Annotated in this window: 15 protein-coding genes; 5 read left to right on the forward strand and 10 right to left on the reverse strand. The window is 69.6% G+C overall.

What is annotated here, in order from left to right; translation table 11 throughout:
• Positions 1-33: 33 nt before the first annotated feature.
• The 4 genes from OHB21_RS16020 to OHB21_RS16035 are packed head-to-tail and all read right to left on the reverse strand — an operon-like array spanning position 34 to position 3,434.
• Positions 34-720, reverse strand: coding sequence for an ABC transporter permease (locus OHB21_RS16020; protein ID WP_067513757.1), 687 nt, complete (start codon positions 718-720; stop codon positions 34-36).
• Complete coding sequence (locus OHB21_RS16025; RefSeq protein WP_067513742.1) at positions 717-1,379, reverse strand: ABC transporter permease; 663 nt, start codon at positions 1,377-1,379, stop codon at positions 717-719. Before OHB21_RS16025 ends, OHB21_RS16020 begins: the two co-directional genes overlap by 4 nt.
• Positions 1,376-2,524, reverse strand: a complete 1,149-nt coding sequence (locus tag OHB21_RS16030; protein WP_067513743.1) for an ABC transporter ATP-binding protein — start codon at positions 2,522-2,524, stop codon at positions 1,376-1,378. The genes OHB21_RS16025 and OHB21_RS16030 overlap by 4 nt, the downstream gene beginning before the upstream one ends.
• Before the next feature lie 25 nt (positions 2,525-2,549).
• Positions 2,550-3,434, reverse strand: a complete 885-nt coding sequence (locus OHB21_RS16035) for an ABC transporter substrate-binding protein (protein ID WP_228789570.1) — start codon at positions 3,432-3,434, stop codon at positions 2,550-2,552.
• Between the two features lie 232 nt (positions 3,435-3,666).
• Between OHB21_RS16035 and OHB21_RS16040 the strand changes: the two genes are divergently transcribed.
• The 3 genes from OHB21_RS16040 (at position 3,667) to OHB21_RS16050 (ending at position 6,919) form a co-directional block, all read left to right on the forward strand.
• Positions 3,667-4,536: a glycine betaine ABC transporter substrate-binding protein gene (locus OHB21_RS16040; protein WP_067513744.1), complete on the forward strand. Its 870-nt coding sequence runs from the start codon at positions 3,667-3,669 to the stop codon at positions 4,534-4,536.
• A gap of 234 nt (positions 4,537-4,770) precedes the next feature.
• Positions 4,771-5,430, forward strand: a complete 660-nt coding sequence (locus tag OHB21_RS16045; protein ID WP_232331901.1) for a PadR family transcriptional regulator — start codon at positions 4,771-4,773, stop codon at positions 5,428-5,430.
• A 16-nt stretch (positions 5,431-5,446) separates the two neighbouring features.
• The gene (locus OHB21_RS16050; RefSeq protein WP_084538133.1) at positions 5,447-6,919 is read left to right on the forward strand and encodes a DHA2 family efflux MFS transporter permease subunit; all 1,473 of its coding nucleotides are present in this window, start codon (positions 5,447-5,449) and stop codon (positions 6,917-6,919) included.
• Positions 6,920-6,924: 5 nt separating this feature from the next.
• On the opposite strand, the gene OHB21_RS16055 is transcribed toward OHB21_RS16050, so the two are convergent.
• Positions 6,925-7,110 (reverse strand): CGNR zinc finger domain-containing protein, encoded by a 186-nt coding sequence (locus tag OHB21_RS16055; protein ID WP_211334136.1) that lies wholly within the window; start codon positions 7,108-7,110, stop codon positions 6,925-6,927.
• A 258-nt stretch (positions 7,111-7,368) separates the two neighbouring features.
• Between OHB21_RS16055 and OHB21_RS16060 the strand changes: the two genes are divergently transcribed.
• Positions 7,369-7,605, forward strand: coding sequence for a hypothetical protein (locus OHB21_RS16060; protein WP_067513747.1), 237 nt, complete (start codon positions 7,369-7,371; stop codon positions 7,603-7,605).
• Here OHB21_RS16060 and OHB21_RS16065 read toward each other — a convergent pair.
• From OHB21_RS16065 to OHB21_RS16080, 4 genes are all read right to left on the reverse strand, one after another.
• Complete coding sequence (locus OHB21_RS16065; protein WP_067513748.1) at positions 7,602-9,395, reverse strand: AMP-dependent synthetase/ligase; 1,794 nt, start codon at positions 9,393-9,395, stop codon at positions 7,602-7,604. The genes OHB21_RS16060 and OHB21_RS16065 overlap by 4 nt on opposite strands.
• A 129-nt stretch (positions 9,396-9,524) precedes the next feature.
• Complete coding sequence (locus tag OHB21_RS16070) at positions 9,525-10,484, reverse strand: alpha/beta hydrolase (RefSeq protein ID WP_195124804.1); 960 nt, start codon at positions 10,482-10,484, stop codon at positions 9,525-9,527.
• A 9-nt stretch (positions 10,485-10,493) separates the two neighbouring features.
• Positions 10,494-11,324: an SDR family NAD(P)-dependent oxidoreductase gene (locus OHB21_RS16075; protein ID WP_067513760.1), complete on the reverse strand. Its 831-nt coding sequence runs from the start codon at positions 11,322-11,324 to the stop codon at positions 10,494-10,496.
• 5 nt (positions 11,325-11,329) lie between these two features.
• Complete coding sequence (locus tag OHB21_RS16080; RefSeq protein WP_328439427.1) at positions 11,330-12,853, reverse strand: flavin-containing monooxygenase; 1,524 nt, start codon at positions 12,851-12,853, stop codon at positions 11,330-11,332.
• 60 nt (positions 12,854-12,913) lie between these two features.
• On the opposite strand from OHB21_RS16080, the gene OHB21_RS16085 reads away from it, so the two are divergent.
• Positions 12,914-13,573: a TetR/AcrR family transcriptional regulator gene (locus OHB21_RS16085; protein ID WP_195124806.1), complete on the forward strand. Its 660-nt coding sequence runs from the start codon at positions 12,914-12,916 to the stop codon at positions 13,571-13,573.
• Positions 13,574-13,656: 83 nt separating this feature from the next.
• On the opposite strand, the gene OHB21_RS16090 is transcribed toward OHB21_RS16085, so the two are convergent.
• Positions 13,657-17,391, reverse strand: coding sequence for a multifunctional oxoglutarate decarboxylase/oxoglutarate dehydrogenase thiamine pyrophosphate-binding subunit/dihydrolipoyllysine-residue succinyltransferase subunit (locus tag OHB21_RS16090; protein ID WP_407675214.1), 3,735 nt, complete (start codon positions 17,389-17,391; stop codon positions 13,657-13,659).
• Positions 17,392-17,446: the final 55 nt, after the last annotated feature.

Raw genomic sequence — 17,446 nt, forward strand, 5'->3', positions numbered from 1 at the left:
GGAACGGGCGCCCTTCGCCATTCGTGGAGGTGCTCAGGTGGGGAGTTTCGTGGGGGTGCGCAGGCGGCCGGTGCCCGGGGCGGTGACCCAGACGAGGAGGGCGAGCAGGGCGTCGAGGGTGAGGGCGAGGGCGGCGACGAGGAGGGCGCCGACGAGGACGAGGTCGTAGCGGTACAGACCGAGGCCGTCGAAGATGTAGCGGCCCAGGCCGCCGAGGTTGACGTAGGCGGCGATGGTGGCGGTGGCGACCACCTGCAGCGTCGCGCCGCGCAGGCCGTTGAGCAGGATCGGCGCGGCGTTGGGGACCTCGACGCGCAGCAGGATCTGGCGTTCGGTCATGCCCATCGCGCGCGAGGCGTCGACCACGTCGGCGGGCACGTTCGCCACGCCCGCGTACGCGCCGGCCAGCAAGGGCGGGATGCCGACGGTGAGCAGCGCCAGCATCGGCGGCACCAGGCCCAGGCCCAGCAACAGCACCAGGAAGGTCAGCAGACCGAGCGTCGGCAGCGCGCGCATGGCGTTGGCGAAACCCACCAGCAGCGCCGCACCCCGGCGACGGTGCCCGATCACCAGACCCAGCGGCACCGCGATCAGCGCCGACAGCCCCACCGCCAGCAGCGTGTACCAGAGATGTTGCGCCACACGGGATTCGATGCCGGTGGGTCCACCCCAGTTCGCACCGTCGGTGAAGTAGCGCCAAGCGTCGAGGAAGAGGTTCACGCGCCCGCCCCTCGGCCGACGCGCGGATCGGCCCGCGTCCACGGCGTCGCCCACCGGCCCAGCAGATGCACGGCGCGGTCGAAGAGCAGCGCCAGCACCAAGGTCACGACGATGCCCGCGATGATCTCGTCGGGGTAATCGCGCTGGTAGCCCTGGGTGAACAGTTTGCCGAGCCCGCCCACGCCGATGAGCGCGCCCACGGAGACCATCGCGATGTTCGTCACCACAACCACGCGCAGATTGGACACGAAAACGGGGATGGCCAGCGGCATTTCGACGGTGAGGATGCGGCGCAGCGGCCCGAACCCGACCGCGTCGGCGGCGTCCACCACGTCGGCCGGCACCGAATCCAGCGCCACCGGAACGGCGATCACCAACAGGGCGGCGGAGTAGATGGTGAGCGCGATGATCACGTTCCACGGGTCGATCGCCGAAATCCCCACCAGCGGCGGGATGATCACGAACAGCGCGATCGACGGCACGGTGTAGGCGAGATTCGCGGCGGTCACGGTGACCCGGCGCAACCATGGCACGCGGCGGATCGACGCGCCCACCGGGATCGCGATCAGCAGGCCGAAGACCAGCGGCAGCAGCGCGAGGAACAGGTGCGTGCGGGTGATGCCGATGATCTCGCCGAAGTTGTCGAGGAGGTAGTTCATCCGAGGCCGTGTTCGTAAGCGAGGGCGTTGCGGGCGTCGTCCTCGGCGGTGCGCTGGGCGGCGAGTTGGGCGATCACCTCATCGGCGCGCACGCCGCCGCGCACCGCGCCCGAGTCGTCCACGGCCACACCGATTCCCGAGGGGGAGGAGATGGCGGCATCCAGCGCCTGTCGCAGATCGCCGCTCGGCCCGAACAGCGATCCGCCCGCCGCCAGGCAGTCGGCCAGTGCCGTGCCCGCCCGGTGCGATTCGACACCCGTCACGTCGACCCAGCCGAGCGGCCGACCCGAATCATCCACCACCAGCACCCATTCGCCGCGCGCCAAGCGCAACGCCGTGACGCCCTCGGCCACGACGGTGCGGATGTCGTGCAGCGGAACGTCTTCGGCGGAACGGAACGACAGGCCGCGATATCCGCGATCCCGGCCCACGAATCCCGCGACGAAATCCGTTGCCGGTTGCGCCAAGACGCGCTGGGGCGCGTCGTACTGCTGCAATACACCGCCGCGCCCGAACACCGCCACCCGGTCGCCGAGCGTGACCGCCTCGTCGATGTCGTGGGTGACGAACACGATCGTCTTGCGCAATTCCGCTTGCAGGCGCTGCATCTCGGTCTGCAACTCGGCGCGCACCACCGGGTCGACCGCGCTGAACGGTTCGTCCATGAGCAGCACCGGCGGATCGGCGGCCAGTGCGCGCGCCACACCGACGCGCTGTTGCTGCCCACCCGACAGCTGCGCCGGGTAGCGTCCGGCCAGCCCGCGATCCAGCCCCACCCGATCCAGTACCTCCAGCGCCGCCGCCCGCGCCGCGCGCCGCGAATCACCGCGCAGCACCGGCACGGTCGCCACATTGTCGAGCACGGTGCGGTGCGGCAGCAGGCCGCCGCTCTGGATGACGTAGCCGATGCCGAGGCGCAGCCGCACCGGATCGACGGTCGAGATGTCCCGCCCGGCCACGGTGATCGTGCCGGAGCTGGGCTGGATCATCCGGTTGATCATCCGCATCGACGTGGTCTTCCCGCACCCCGACGGGCCGACGAACACGGTGAACGAACCCGATTCGATGCGCAGGTCCAGCTCGGTGACGGCGTGCGTGCCGTCGGGGTAGATCTTGCTGACGCCGCGGAACTCGATGTCGGACAACGTGACCCTTCCTGATCGGGCGCGATCACCCGATCGGCTGATCCAGCCCCTGCGCGGCCAGCCATGCGGTCGCGGCGTCCTTCGGCTCGGTCTTCGACTCGCCCGACACGGCCTCGTTCAGCCCGATCAGTTCTTCGGTGGTGAGCTTCGCCGACACCGCGTTCAGCACCGCGACCGCCTTCTCGGAGTGCTTGGCGGCATTGAACAGCGGCACCACGTGCTGCGCCGGGAAGTTGTTCTGCGGGTCCTCGAGTACCACCAGGTCGTACTCGGCGATGGCGGGGGAGGTGGTGAAGATATTGGCCGCCGTGACCTGGCCGTCGACCAGCGCGCGCACGGTGGCCGGGCCGCCGCCGTCGGCGATCGGGACGAAGTTCTCGGCGGCGATGTCGAGACCGTAGTTCTCTTTCAGGCCGGGCAGGCCGCCGCGGCGCTGCTGGAACTCGGCCGGCGCGCCGAAGGTCACCTCGGCCGAGTGCGGCGCTAGATCGGCGATGGTGGTGAGGTTCCAGCGCTCGGCGGTGGCGCGCGTGACCACCACCGCGTCGGAGTCCTGACCCGGCGCGGGCGCGGCGATGGCCAGCTCCGTGCCGAGCGCGCCGGGCAGTGCGGCCTCGACGTCGGCGGCGCTGGTCGCGGTGGCGTCGGCGTCCAGGTATTGCAGCAGGTTGCCGGTGTATTCGGGGATCACCGAGATGGCGCACTCGCGCAGCGCGGGGATATAGGCCTCGCGGCTGCCGATATTGAGTTTGGTGTCCACTTGGAAGCCGTTGCGGCGCAAGGCCTCCGCGTAGATATTGGCCACCGTCTCCGATTCCGGGAAGTTCGCCGAGCCTACGATCAGGCTCTCGCCTTCGCAGGTGCCCGACTGGGCGAGCGGATCGGAGTCGCCGCACGCGGACAGGATCATGCCGACGGCCAGCAGTGCCGCGGCGGCGAGGTAGCGGGCGGCGCGCAGGGCGATGCGCACCGCCGACTGCCTGGCGGCTGGGGTGATCGTGGTCTTCACGGAAGTCCTTCCGGCAGGTGCGGGCGGTGCGACCGAGGCGCTGGGGCCAGCGGTATGTTTCTGGGTGTCCATACTGCCCGGAACCGGGCGATCACGTGGGTTGAACTCGTCTTCGAAGGGGTGGTGTCGCCGGATGAAATCGGGCGCGTCGCGGCGGTGGGTGGCCAGGATGCTGATGGTCGCGGCCGCGGGGACGGTGCTGTCCTGCGGAAACGACGACCCCGGCCCGGAGTTCACGGTCGGCGCGGGTGACGCGGTGGAATCCCGCGTGCTCGCCGAAGTGTACGCCGGGGCGTTGGCGCGCACCGGGTTGCGGGTGGCCGTGGAGCCGGGGCTCGGGGAGCGCGGTGACTACCTCGGCGCGCTGGACGAAGGGCGGGTCGCGCTCGTCGGCGAGCACACCGGGGCGCTGCTCGCGCACTTCGACGACCGGTCCGAGGCCCGCACCCCCGACGACGTGCTCGAAGCGCTGAACCGCTCGCTGCCGGAGGGACTGGTGGTCGCCGACCCGGCCGAGGGTGCCGATCTGCGTGGACGGGTGCTCGTCGTGGAGAGCGAGAACGCCGACGCCGTAGCCGATCTCGCGCCCCGCTGCCCCGAGATCCCGGCGGGCGTCGCGCCCGAACCCGACCTGGTGCGCGGTCCGGCGGTGACGGTGGCGGACTGCTCGTTCGCCGGTGTGGTCGAGCTGCCCGACGCGGTCGCGCTGCGAGAGGCATTGCTGGACGGCCGGATTCGCGCGGGCATCCTGAACGGACCGCCCGACGACGAGCGCGCGACCGAAGGCCTGACCGTACTCGCCGACGACGATTTCGCCGTGCGCGCCGAGAACGTGATCCCGCTGTTCCGCAAGGGTTCCCTGGACGACCGGCGCGTCCGCAAGCTGAACTACGTCGCGGGCGAACTGACCACCGACGAACTGCTCGCCATGATCGAGCGGGTGCGCGGCGGGGCCGACGCGAGCCACGTCGCGCGCGAGTGGTTGGACGCGCACGCGCTGTAGGGGATGCCCGGTGGCCTGCCGGTGCGGCGGGCGCGGGCGCGGCGGAGCCAACCCTCGGGCGATCTTCCGGGTACGCCCAAGGGGCGGCCGCGTTCGTCCTGTGTGTCCCGATAGTCGCATTTGAGCAGGTAGAGCCCGGAATGTGGTCTGCGTCATCCCCCTTGTCGCCCCGTACCCCGCGCCGTATATTCCGAATGGAATATTTGGTCTGGAACACCTCGAGGAGGTGGGCGGGTGGGTGCTCAGGTGACGGCGCTGGGGATCTCGGTGCTGGCACTGCTCGAGGAGCGGCCCATGCATCCCTACGAGATGTACCAGACGCTGATCGAGCGGGGTGAGGACCAGCTCGTGAAGCTGCGGCCCGGCTCGCTCTATCACACGGTGGCGCGGCTGGCCGGTCAGGAGCTGGTGGTGGCCGAGGGGGTGGACCGCGCGGGCAACCGGCCCGAACGCACCACCTACCGGATCACCGCGTCGGGCCGGGAGGCGTTGCGCGCCAGGGTCTCCGAGATCCTGCGCTACCCCGCGCCGGAGTACCCGCTGTTCCCGCTCGCGCTCGCCGAGGCGCACAACCTGCCGAAGGCCGACGTGCTCACCCTGGTGCGCGAACGCGTCACGCACCTCGAACAGGAGCTCGCCGCGCTCGACGCCATGAGCGCGCGGGCGCGCGAGCACGCCGTGCGGCGGCGGTACTGGCTCGCGCTGCCGTACCTGCGTGCCACTCGCGCCGCCGAACTGACGTGGCTGCGCGAGTTCGAAACGGACTTGTCCGGCGGCGCGCTGGAGTGGGAGGAGTTCGATCCGGACACCGGTGCGCGCCGCACCGCATCCGACACCCCCCGGGCGGGGGACGGCGAACGCACGCCGCCCGCGGCGGGCCCGCTGCCGTCCTGAGAGAGGAACGAAATCCGTGTCCACCCAACGCAATCCGTGGCTGGCGCTGTTCGCGCTGGTCGTGGGCTTCTTCATGATCCTGCTGGACATGACGATCGTGTCGGTCGCCAACCCCTCGATCATGGCCGACCTCGGGGCCGATATCCCGCAGGTCATCTGGGTCACCAGCGCCTACCTGCTCACCTACGCGGTGCCGCTGCTGGTGGCGGGCCGCCTCGGCGACCGGTTCGGCCCGAAGAACATCTACCTGATCGGCTTGACGATCTTCACCGCCGCTTCGCTGTGGTGCGGGTTGTCGCACAGCATCGAGATGCTGATCGCGGCGCGCGCCGTGCAGGGGTTGGGCGCGGCCCTGATGACGCCGCAGACGATGGCCGTCATCACCCGCACTTTCCCGCCGGACAAGCGCGGCGCGGCGATGGGCCTGTGGGGCGGCGTGGCCGGGCTCGCGACGCTGGTGGGGCCGATCCTGGGCGGCGTGCTGGTGGACGCGCTGAGCTGGGAGTGGATCTTCTTCGTCAACGTGCCCGTCGGGCTCGCGGCGTTCGCGCTGGCGATGTGGCTGGTGCCCGAATTGCCCACGCACACCCACAAATTCGACCTCGTGGGCGTGGTGCTCAGCGGCGCCGGCATGTTCCTGCTGGTGTTCGGCATCCAGGAGGGCGGCAACTACGACTGGTCGCCGCGGATCTGGGTGCTGATCGGCGCGGGGCTGGCGGTGCTGGTGCTGTTCGTGGTGAACCAGGCCCGCACCCGCGGGGAGCCGCTGGTGCCGCTCGGGGTGTTCCGTGACCGCAACTTCGCGCTGTCGAACGTGGCGATCGCCGCGATGGGCGCCGCGGTCACCTCGGTGATGCTGCCGCTGTACTTCTATCTGCAGGCGGTGCGGGAGATGACGCCCACGCAGTCGGCGCTGGTGTTCGCGCCGATGGCGATCGTGACCGGGGTGAGCGCGCCGTTCATCGGCCGGTTCTCCGACCGGCTGCACCCGAAGATCGTCCCGACCGCCGGCTTCGCGCTGTTCGCGGCCTCGACCTTCTGGTGGGCGATGCTGATGACGCCCGAGTCGAATCTGGTGCTGCTGCTGGTGACGGCCGGTCTGGCGGGCTTGGCGAACGCCTGCATCTGGGCGCCGCTGGCCTCCACCGCCACCCACAACCTGCCCGTGCACCTCGCGGGGGCGGGCGCGGGCGTCTACAACACCACCCGGCAGGTGGGGTCGGTGCTGGGCAGCGCGGCCATCAGCGCGCTCATCGCCGCGCGCATGTCGGCGGCCGGGCTCGGTGACGCGCAGGTGAGCGAGGGCGGCCTCGGGCACGGGGCCGTGCCACCGCAGGTGCTCGACGAATTCAGCACGGCGCTGGGCGAATCCGTGCTCCTGCCCGCCGCGATCCTGCTGCTCGGCGTGGTCGCCTCGGCGCTTTTCGTGAGCCACGGCAAGCGTGTCGATACGTCGAAACCCCAACCTGCCGACACCCTTTCGGCCTGACGTCGTCAATCCTGTTTGTGGCGGTGGTAATAGCGATTCACCCGTGCGCGGTTGCCGCAGCGGGTGGGCGAGCACCAGCGACGGCGCGGATGCGCCGGGAGGAAGAGCAGGACGCAATCCTCGGCTTCGCAGCGTTTGAGCCGGGCCAGCGCTGGATCGGTGAGGAGGTCGGCGGCGGCCTCGGCCGGCACCGCCGCGAGCCGAGTGCCGGAGGCGCCCGCGCGGCGCGGGGTGGCGGTGATCGCGCCGTCGTGCCAGCCGAGTTCGCGTACGGCGGACGCGGCGGATTGGGCGGCGGTGAGTCCCGCCCGCGCGGCGGCGGGCGGGCGGGCGACCGTCCAGCAAGGCGTGTAGCACCGCGGTCAGGTGCGCGCGCACGTCGCGGACGGCGGCGAGGTCGGCGGCGGTGCACCGGCTGGGCACCGGCTCGCCGAATCGGTCCGCTTCCAGTGCCGGCCACTCGTCCAGGCGGGCGGGGGTGTCGAGCACCCGGCGCGCGCGCCTACCTGGACGATCTCCCGGACGCCGAACTCCACCTGTTCGGCACCGGCCACTTCGCGCTGGAGACCCACCTGCCCGAGATCGCGCCGCTCGTCGGCGATTTCCTCGACCGCGTCCACGGCGGACACGCGAAAGGCGCCGTCCGCGAGCAGAACTCGCGGACGGCGCCTTCCCGGTTGACCTAGTTGTAGATCTTCTCCACCTCGGAGGCGTACTGCTTCATCACGACGGCGCGCTTGAGCGACATCTTCGGGGTGAGCTCGCCGGTCTCCTGGGTCCAGTCGACCGGGAGGATGCGGATCTTCTTGATCTGCTCGGCGTGCGAGACCTTCTTGTTGGTCTCGGCCACCGCGGCGTCCACCTCGGCGATCAGGGCCTTGTTCTCGATCAGGGTCTCGATCGGGGTGTCGGCGGCGACGCCGTTGCGCTCCTTCCAGCCCGGCAGCGCCTCCGGGTCGAGGGTGATCAGCGCGCCGATGAACGGCTGGCCGTCACCGACGACCATCACCTGGCTGATCAGCGGGTGCGCCCGCAGCGAATCCTCCAGCAGCGCGGGGGAGACGTTCTTGCCACCGGCGGTGACGATGATCTCCTTCTTGCGGCCGGTGATGGTGACGAAGCCGTCGGCGTCGATGGCGCCCAGGTCGCCGGTCTTGAACCAGCCGTCCTGGAACGCGTCCTCGGTGGCCTCGGCGTTGCCCCAGTAGCCGCCGAACACGACCGAACCGCGCAGCAGCAGCTCGCCGTCCTCGGCGATCTTGACGGCGTGGCCCTCGATCGGGCGGCCCACCGAGCCGACCCGGATGTGCTCGGGGGTGTTCACGGTGATGGCGGCGGTGGTCTCGGTGAGGCCGTAGCCCTCGTAGATCGTCACGCCGACGCCGCGGAAGAAGTGGCCCAGGCGCGCGCCCAGCGGGCCGCCGCCGGACACGGCCGCCTCGCACTGGCCGCCGAGCGCGGTCTTGAGCTTGCTGTAGACCAGCTTGTCGAACACCGTGTGCTTGAGCTTGAGCACCAGGCCGGGCCCGCCCTTGTCGAGGGACTCGCTGTAGGCGATGGCGGTCTCGGCCGCGGCGTCGAAGATCTTGCCCTTGCCGCCGTCGTGCGCCTTCTGCTTCGCGCCGTTGAACACCTTCTCGAACACGCGCGGCACCGAGAGGATGAAGTGCGGCTTGTAGCTGCCGAACTGCTCCACCAGGGTGGTCCAGTCCGAGGTGTGCGCGACGACGACCTTCGCGTCGAACGCGGCCAGCGCGACCGCACGGGCGAACACGTGGGCCAGCGGGAGGAACATCAGCGTGCGCTTGCCCTCGCTGACGTACTTGTTCAGCGCGATGCGGTCGGACTTGGACTCCGCGTACAGATTCGCGTGGGTCAGCGACACGCCCTTCGGGCGACCCGTGGTGCCCGAGGTGTAGATCAGGGTGGCGGGCGAGGCCGCACCCACCTGGGCGCGGCGTTCGTGCACCCGCTGCTCGTCGATATCGGCGCCGCGGGCGATCAGCTCATCGACCGCGCCCTTCTCGAACTGGAGCGTCTCGCGCAGGTCCGGCAGCGACCCGGCCTCGATCTCGTCGATGGTGGCCTGGTGCTTGTCGTTGTCGAGCACCAGCAGCTTGGTCGCGGAGTCCTGCAGGATCCACTTGGCCTGCTCGGCCGAGGAGCTGTCGTAGATGGCGACGGTCACGCCACCGGCCGCCCAGATGGCGAAGTCGAGCACGGCCCACTCGTAGCGGGTGGGCGCCATGATGGCGACGCGGTCGCCGAGTTCGACGCCGGAGGCGATGATGCCCTTGGCCACGCCGGTGACCGTCTTCGCGAACTGCGCCGCGGTCACATCGTTCCAGCCGCCATTGCCGTTCGGGACGTTGAACAGCACCGCGTTCGGTGACTGTTCGGCATGGCGGAAGACGTTGTCGGAATTGTTCGCGTCGTCCGGAATGGTGTAAGAAGCCGGGACTTCGAACTCTCGCATCAGTGCCCTTCCACGTGGGTTAACTCGCCAGTAATCTACGACACCTTTTGCCGGCGCGCGTCATCGACCACCGAAAACTCCGCTGTTCGGCATTCGGCCGCCCGGTCCGGACGCATTGGCGCGCCCATCCTAGGCAAACTTCCGGCCGCGCGATCGCCGCGCGCCCTTCGGGGTCTCCTCGGTCGCGGACGCCACTGGCGAGGCGGCCGCGCGGAGGAAGTCGGCGAGCTCGCCCAGCACCCGCGCGGCGGGCGCGAACCAGGCCGCCTGCATCTGCGCGACGTGCCACAGGCCCTCGGTCTCGGTGTAGTGCACCTCGACGCCGGCCGCGCGCAGCGCGGCCACCAGCTCCAGGCACTGCTCGTGCAGCAACTCGCTCACGTCCACCTGGACGTAGGTCGGCGGCAGTCCGCGCATCTCACCGCGCAACGGCGCGTAGCCGGTGTCGGCCCCGTCGCCGGCGCCCAGGTAGGCGGCGGCGCAGGCGCGCGACCACGGCCCGTTGACCACGAGATCGCGCTCGCGCGAGGACACCGCGTTCGGATCGGTCCACGGCGCGATCAAGCCCAGCGCGGCCGGGCGCATACCGTGCTCGGCGATCAGTCGCTGCGCCAGCGCCAGCGACAGACCGCCACCCGCGGAATCGCCCGCGACGGTGATCTGGTCGGGCCGGAATCCGCACCGCGAGACCAGTTCGCGGAACGCGGCGGTGGCATCGTCCAAGGCCGCGGGGAACGGATGCTCCGGGCCCATCCGGTAGTCGAGCACGTAGACCGCGCTCCGGCTGTCGCGCGCCAGACGCGCCGCCAGCGAGCGGTGCGTGGCGAGCGAGCCGACCGCATAACCACCGCCGTGCAGGTAGAGCACGGCGGTGGTGGGCGCGGTGTCGCCCGCGGTGTGCAGTTCGGTGACCCGGCCCGCCAGGCGCATCCGGCGCATGGTGACGCCGTCGGGCAGCAGCTGGGCCCGCGAGCCCAGATCCATCAGCCCGCGCTGCATCGCGAACGGCAGCCGGTGGTGCAGCAGGACGCGGAAGACGGGGTTCAGCAGCGCCCGCCCCACGGGGAGCGGGATGTCGAAATCACGCATTCCGGCGGCTCAGGGCAGGTAGCGCCGGGTGGTGGCGGACACGATGCGCTGGTAGCCCGAGGCCGTCGCGCGGACGAACAGGTCCAGCGCCTTGGCCTCCCAGCCGATCAGCACGCGGCCGTGGCCCTTGCGCACGCCCTCGGTGATGGTCTTCGCGGCCATCTCGGGGGTGTGGATGGCCAGCATCTTGTCGAACATCGCGGCCGCGGACGCGCCGTCGATGCCCTCGGCGTAGGTGGCGTTGCGCGCCACGCCGGTCTTGATGCCGCCCGGGTGCACACAGGTGACCTTGACCGGGGCCTTGGCCACCAGCATCTCCTGGCGCAGCGATTCGGTGAAGCCGCGCACCGCGAACTTGGCGGCGTTGTAGGCGCTCTGGCCCGGGATCGCGATCAGGCCGAACAGGCTGGATACGTTCACCACGTGGCCGTCGCCGGACTCGATCAGGTGCGGCAGGAACGCCTTGGTGCCGTTGACGACACCCCAGAAGTCGACGTCCATGATGCGCTCGATGTCCTTGAACTCCGAGCGCAGCACCTCGCCGTGGAAGGCGATGCCCGCGTTGTTGTAGATCTGGTGCACCACGCCGAAGTGCGCCTTGACGGCATCGGCGTAGAGCAGCACGGCCTCGCGCTCGGCCACATTGAGCCGGTCGGACTTGACCTGCGCGCCCAGCTGCTCGCAGCGGCGCACGGTCTCGGCCAGCCCGTCGGTGTCGATATCGGAGAGCGCCAGCTTCGCGCCGCGCGCGGCCAGATCCTCGGCCAGGGCGCGGCCGATGCCGGAGCCGGCTCCGGTGATCACACAGACTTTGTTGGTGAAGTAAGCGTCCTTGCTCACGGGTGTCACACTGCTTTCAGTTCGGCGGGCGCGGTGGTGGTCTCGTAGGCCTCGACATCGAATTCCTTGGTGATCCGGCGGAATTCGAAGGTGAAGTCGGGCCACAGCGTGGTGTTGTTGCCGTGCTTGTCCAGGTACCAGCTGGCGCAGCCGCCGGTGTTCCACACCGACCTGCCCAGCTTGGCCTGCAGTTCCCTGTTGTACTCGTCCTGGGCCTCGCGGCGGACCTCGACGGTGCGCAGGCCCTGCTTCGCGATGGTGTTCAACGCGTCGGCGATGTAGTTGATCTGCGATTCGATCATGTACACCATCGAGGTGTGGCCCAGGCCCACGTTGGGGCCGAGCAGGAAGAACATGTTGGGGAAGTTGGCGATCGAGGCGCCCTTGTAGCCCTGCTGGCCGATCTCGTCGAAGACCTCGCTCAGCGTGCGGCCGTCCTTGCCGGTGATCGTCTCGAAGGTCGGCGAGTCGGTGACGTGGAAGCCGGTCGCGACGATCAGCGCGTCGATCTCGCGCTCGGTGCCGTCCTCGGTGACGATGGAGCCGGCGCGGATCTCGGCGATCGGATCGGTCACCACGTCGACGTTGTCCCGGTCCAGCGCGGGGTAGTAGTCGTTGGAGATCAGCATGCGCTTGCAGCCGATGCGGTAGTCGGGCGTGACCTTCCGGCGCAGTTCGGCGTCGCGGATCTCGAAGCGCAGCTTGGCCTTCGACAGCAGCTCGAAGCCCTGCATCAGCGCGGGCACCTTGGCCAGGCCGACGACCTGGGTCTCGCGGGCGGCGTAGATGGCCGCGCGGGACAGGCGCTGCACGCCGGGCACGTACTTGAACGCCAGCTTCTCGATGCCCAGGTACGGGCGGTCCAGGCGCGGCAGCAGCCAGGGCGCGGTGCGCTGGTAGACGTCGAGGTAGGCCACCTGCGGCGCGATCGCGGGCACGATCTGGATGGCGGAAGCGCCGGTGCCGATGATGGCGACGCGCTTGCCGGTGAGATCGGCGTCGTGGTTCCAGCGGGCGGAGTGGAAGATCTCGCCCTCGAAGTCGTGAATGCCCTTGATATCGGGCAGGTTCGGCTCGCAGAGCGCGCCGACGGCCGAGACCAGCGTGTCGGCGGTGAACTCGCCCCGGGAGGTGGTGACCTCCCAGCGGGCCAGCTCGGCGTTCCAGCGCGCGCCGGTGACGTCGCAGTCGAACAGGTGCTTGTCGCGGACCTTGTACTTGTCGGCGACGCCCTGGATGTAGGCCTGGATCTCACCCTGGCGGGAGAACGAGCGAGACCAGTTCGGGTTGAGCTCGAACGAGTACGAGTACAGGTGGGACGGCACATCGCACGCGGCACCGGGGTAGGTGTTGTCGCGCCAGGTGCCGCCGACATCGCTGCCGCGCTCCAGGACCAGGAAATCGTCACGGCCCTGCTGGGTCAGCCGGATGGCGAGACCGAGCCCGGCGAACCCGCTGCCGATGATGATCGTCTCGAGGTGGCGGGCAGGCCGGTTGCCGACAGCTTTGTCTGTAACCTTACGACTCATGTAACCTAGCTTACGATCCTATTGAGCAGGAGTCAACAGTATTGAACCACGTTCAGTAACATGAGTCCCGTGAACCGCAGAAGCCCCGGCGAGAACGGCAAGCGCACCCGGCTCACCCCGGAGGAGCGCCGCGAACAGCTGCTCGCCCTCGGTGTGAAGATGCTCGGCGAGCGCTCGATCGAGGAGATCTCCGTCAGCGAGATCGCGGCGCAGGCGGGCATCTCGCGCGGCCTGCTCTTCCACTACTTCCCGACCAAACAGGACTTCCAGCGCGAAGTGGTGCGGCACGCGAACGCCGAACTGCTGGAACGGGTCTCGCCGGATCGCACGCTCGGCATCTTCGACATGCTGCGCGATTCCATCGGCCGCTACGTGGACTACGTCAGCGAGAACAGCACGTCGTATCTGGCGCTGCTGCGCGGGCCCACCAGCGTCAGCCCCGATCTGGTGCCGCTGGTCGAGCAGACCCGCGACGCCATCATCGGCATCATCCTCGCCGAGGCGCCGGTCCCTATCGACCCGGCCGTCCACCCCCGCCTGATGCTCGGCATGCGCGGCTGGATCGCCTTCGTCGAGGAGACCACCCTCACCTGGCTGCGCGCCGAACCCATCACCCGCGACGAACTGGTCGAACTGCTCGTCGAATCCCTCATCAGCCTGGCCATGGCGCTGCACGCCGACCTCGGCGAGGTCCTGCGCGGCGCCGCCATCGGCGGCTGACCGACCCCGGACACGGCGAACGCCGGGTGCGAATCCGATTCCCCGAGGGGAGGATTCGCACCCGGCGTCCGGGCCTGACCCGATCAGGCGGTCGGCGCGAAGGCCTCTTCGATGATCTCCGCCTGCTCGACCGCGTGCACCTTCGACGATCCCGAGGACGGGGCCGACATGGCGCGGCGCGAGACGCGGCGCAGCTTGCCGAGGCGCTCCGGCAGCAGCTCGGGCAGGTTCAGGCCGAAGAACGGCCAGGCGCCCTGGTTGGCGGGCTCCTCCTGGACCCAGGCGATGTCGGTCGCGTTCGGGTACCCGGCCAGCGCCTCGTTGAGGCGGTACGCCGGGATCGGGTACAGCTGCTCGACCCGCACGATCGCGATGTCCTCGCGCTTCTGCTTGGTCTTCTCCGCGACCAGCTCGTAGTAGAGCTTGCCGCTGGTCAACAGCACCCGCTTCACCTTGCCGCGGTCACCGACGCCCTGCTCGTAGGTGGGCTCGTCGAACACCGAGTGGAACTTCGACTCGGTGAAGTCCTTCAGGTCCGAGACCACGGCCTTGTTGCGCAGCATCGACTTCGGGGTGAAGACGATCAGCGGACGGCGGATGTCGTCGTGCACGTGGCGGCGCAGCAAGTGGAAGTAGTTCGCCGGCGTGGACGGCACCGCCACCGTCATCGACCCCTCCGCGCACAGCTGCAGGAAGCGCTCGATGCGGCCCGAGGTGTGGTCGGGACCCTGGCCCTCGTGGCCGTGCGGCAGCAGCAGCACCACATCGGAGAGCTGGCCCCACTTGGCCTCACCGGAGGAGATGAACTCGTCGATGATGGACTGCGCGCCGTTGACGAAGTCGCCGAACTGCGCCTCCCACAGCACCAGCGCGTTCGGGTTGCCCAGCGAGTAGCCGTACTCGAAACCGACGGCGGCGAACTCGCTCAGCGCCGAATCGTGCACCGCGAACCAGCCCGGGTTGGCCGAGCCGATGTTGTGCAGCGGGGTGTACTCCTCGGCGGTCTTGCGGTCGATGATGACCGAGTGCCGCTGGGTGAAGGTGCCGCGGCGGGAGTCCTGACCGGTCAGGCGCACCGCGCGGCCCTCGTCGATGAGCGTGCCGAAGGCCAGCAGCTCGGCGAAGGCCCAGTCGACCTTGCCCTCGTAGGCCATCTCGCGCCGCTTCTCCAGCACCGGCTTCACGCGCGGGTGCACGCTGAAGCCCTCCGGCACGTTGACGAACGCGTCGCCGATGCGCTGCAGCACCGACTTGTCCACGGCCGTCTGCACGGTCGCGGGGACCTTCTGGTCGTCCTCGACCGATTCGCTCGGCTCCGGCGGGTACTTCTCCAGTTCGCGGACCTCGTTGAACACCCGCTCCAGCTGGCCCTGGTAGTCGCGCAGCGCGTCCTCGGCCTCTTTCAGCGAGATGTCGCCACGGCCGATCAGGCTCTCGGTGTAGCTCTTGCGCACTGAGCGCTTGGTGTCGATGACGTCGTACATGTACGGCTGGGTCATCGACGGGTCGTCGCCCTCGTTGTGCCCGCGGCGGCGGTAGCAGATCAGGTCGATGACCACGTCCTTGCGGAACTTCTGCCGGAAGTCGACCGCCAGGCGCGCCACCCAGTCGCACGCCTCCGGGTCGTCGCCGTTGACGTGGAAGATCGGCGCGCCGATGAACTTCGCGATATCGGTGGAGTATTCGGTGGAGCGGCTGTTCTCCGGGGCGGTGGTGAAGCCGATCTGGTTGTTCACCACGATGTGGATGGTGCCGCCCACGCGGTAGCCGCGCAGACCCGAGAGGTTCAGCGTCTCGGCCACCACACCCTGACCGGCGAACGCGGCGTCACCGTGCAGCATCAGCGGCATCACCGAGAAGCCCTCGGGGCCGTCGCCCTTGTCCAGCAGGTCCTGCTTGGCGCGGACCAGGCCCTCCAGCACCGGGTCCACCGCCTCCAGGTGCGAGGGGTTGGCCGTCAGCGAGACCTCGATCTCGTTGTCGCCGAACATCTGCAGGTAGGTGCCCTGCGCGCCGAGGTGGTACTTCACGTCGCCGGAGCCGTGCGTGGCCGCCGGGTTCATGTTGCCCTCGAACTCGGTGAAGATCTTCGAGTACGGCTTGCCGACGATATTGGCCAGCACGTTGAGGCGGCCGCGGTGCGGCATTCCGATGACGACCTCGTCGAGCGAATGCTCGGCGCACTGGTCGATGGTGGCGTCCATCATCGGGATGACCGATTCGGCGCCCTCGAGCGAGAAGCGCTTCTGGCCGACGTACTTGGTCTGTAGGAAGGTCTCGAACGCCTCCGCGGCGTTGAGCCGGTTCAGGATGTACTTCTGTTGCGCGACAGTCGGTTTGACGTGCTTCTGCTCGACACGGTCCTGGATCCACTGCAACTGCTCGGGATCGAGGATGTGGGTGTACTCCACGCCCACGTGGCGGCAGTACGCGTCGCGCAGGATGGACAGCACGTCGCGCAGCTTCATGCGCTCCTGGCCGTGGAAGCCCGCCACGCTGAACTCGCGGTCCAGGTCCCACAGGGTGAGGCCGTGCGAGGTGACGTCCAGGTCGGGGTGGCTGCGGAACTTGTCCTTGACCAGGCGCAGCGGGTCGGTGTCGGCCATCAGGTGGCCGCGGCTGCGGTAGGCGGCGATCAGCTCGAGCACGCGCGCGCTCTTGTCGACGCCGCGCTCGCGGATGTCCTTGCGCCAGCGCACCGGCTCGTACGGCACGCCGAGGCCGTGGAAGATCTCGTCGTAGAAGTCGTCGGAGATCAGCAGCTGGTGGATGGTGCGCAGGAAGTCGCCGGACTCCGCGCCCTGGATGATGCGGTGATCGTAGGTGGAGGTGAGCGTCATCAGCTTGCCCACGCCCAGGTCGGCGATGCGCTCCTCGCTCATGCCCTGGAACTCGGCCGGGTACTCCATGGCGCCCGCGCCGATGATCGCGCCCTGGCCCTGCATGAGGCGCGGCACCGAGTGCACGGTGCCGATGGTGCCGGGGTTGGTCAGCGAGATGGTGACGCCGGTGAAGTCCTCGGTGGTGAGCTTGCCGTCGCGGGCGCGCCGCACGATGTCCTCGTAGGCGGTGTGGAACTGGCCGAAGGTCATCGCCTCGGTGCCCTTGATGGCCGCGACGACCAGCGAGCGGCTGCCGTCCTTGCCGGGCAGGTCGATGGCCAGGCCCAGGTTGGTGTGCGCCGGGGTGACCGCGTTCGGCTTGCCGTCGATCTCGGCGAAGTGGCGGTTCATGTTCGGGAACGCCTTGACCGCCTGCACGATCGCGTAGCCGAGCAGGTGGGTGAACGAGATCTTGCCGCCGCGGGTGCGGGCCAGGTGGTTGTTGATGACCAGCCGGTTGTCGATCATCAGCTTGGCCGGGATGGCGCGCACCGACGTCGCGGTCGGGATGGCCAGCGAGGCGGACATGTTCTTGGCGACCGCGGCGGCCGCGCCGCGCAGCACCTTCGCCTCGTCGGTGGCCTCGGCGGGCTTGGGCCCGCCGGAGGTCGGCGCGGCGTTGGAGGTGGGGGCGGGGGTGGTCTGCGGTGCGCGCGCGGTGGCCTTCGCCGGTGTCGGGGTGGGGGCCTTGGCGGGAGCCGGGACCGCCTTCGCGGGAGCGGGGGCGGGCGCGGCGGCGGCGGGCGCGGGGGCCGGGGCGGGCGCGGAGGTCACCGGCTTGGCGGGCGCGGGAGCGGGGGCGGGGGCGGAGTTGGCGGTCGGCGCTGCGGCGGAGTTGTCGGTGGACTCGCCCGTGGCCTCGGGGGTGTAGTCGGCGAGGAACTCGTGCCAACTCTCATCGACCGACGACGGGTCCTGTTTGAACTTCTGATACATCTCGTCGACTAGCCACTGGTTCTGTCCGAACTGGGAAGTTGAGCTGCTCACAGCA

It is taken from the genome of Nocardia puris, assembly GCF_036051655.1.
GTDB lineage: Bacteria > Actinomycetota > Actinomycetes > Mycobacteriales > Mycobacteriaceae > Nocardia > Nocardia puris.

Coding starts and splice junctions, on each gene's coding strand:
- OHB21_RS16025 (WP_067513742.1), bottom strand. CDS start 1,379: ATGAACTACCTCCTCGACAACTTCGGCGAGATCATCGGCATCACCCGC.
- OHB21_RS16035 (WP_228789570.1), bottom strand. CDS start 3,434: ATGATCCTGTCCGCGTGCGGCGACTCCGATCCGCTCGCCCAGTCGGGC.
- OHB21_RS16040 (WP_067513744.1), top strand. CDS start 3,667: ATGAAATCGGGCGCGTCGCGGCGGTGGGTGGCCAGGATGCTGATGGTC.
- OHB21_RS16065 (WP_067513748.1), bottom strand. CDS start 9,395: ATGCGAGAGTTCGAAGTCCCGGCTTCTTACACCATTCCGGACGACGCG.
- OHB21_RS16070 (WP_195124804.1), bottom strand. CDS start 10,484: ATGCGTGATTTCGACATCCCGCTCCCCGTGGGGCGGGCGCTGCTGAAC.
- OHB21_RS16080 (WP_328439427.1), bottom strand. CDS start 12,853: ATGAGTCGTAAGGTTACAGACAAAGCTGTCGGCAACCGGCCTGCCCGC.
- OHB21_RS16085 (WP_195124806.1), top strand. CDS start 12,914: ATGAGTCCCGTGAACCGCAGAAGCCCCGGCGAGAACGGCAAGCGCACC.
- OHB21_RS16090 (WP_407675214.1), bottom strand. CDS start 17,391: ATGTATCAGAAGTTCAAACAGGACCCGTCGTCGGTCGATGAGAGTTGG.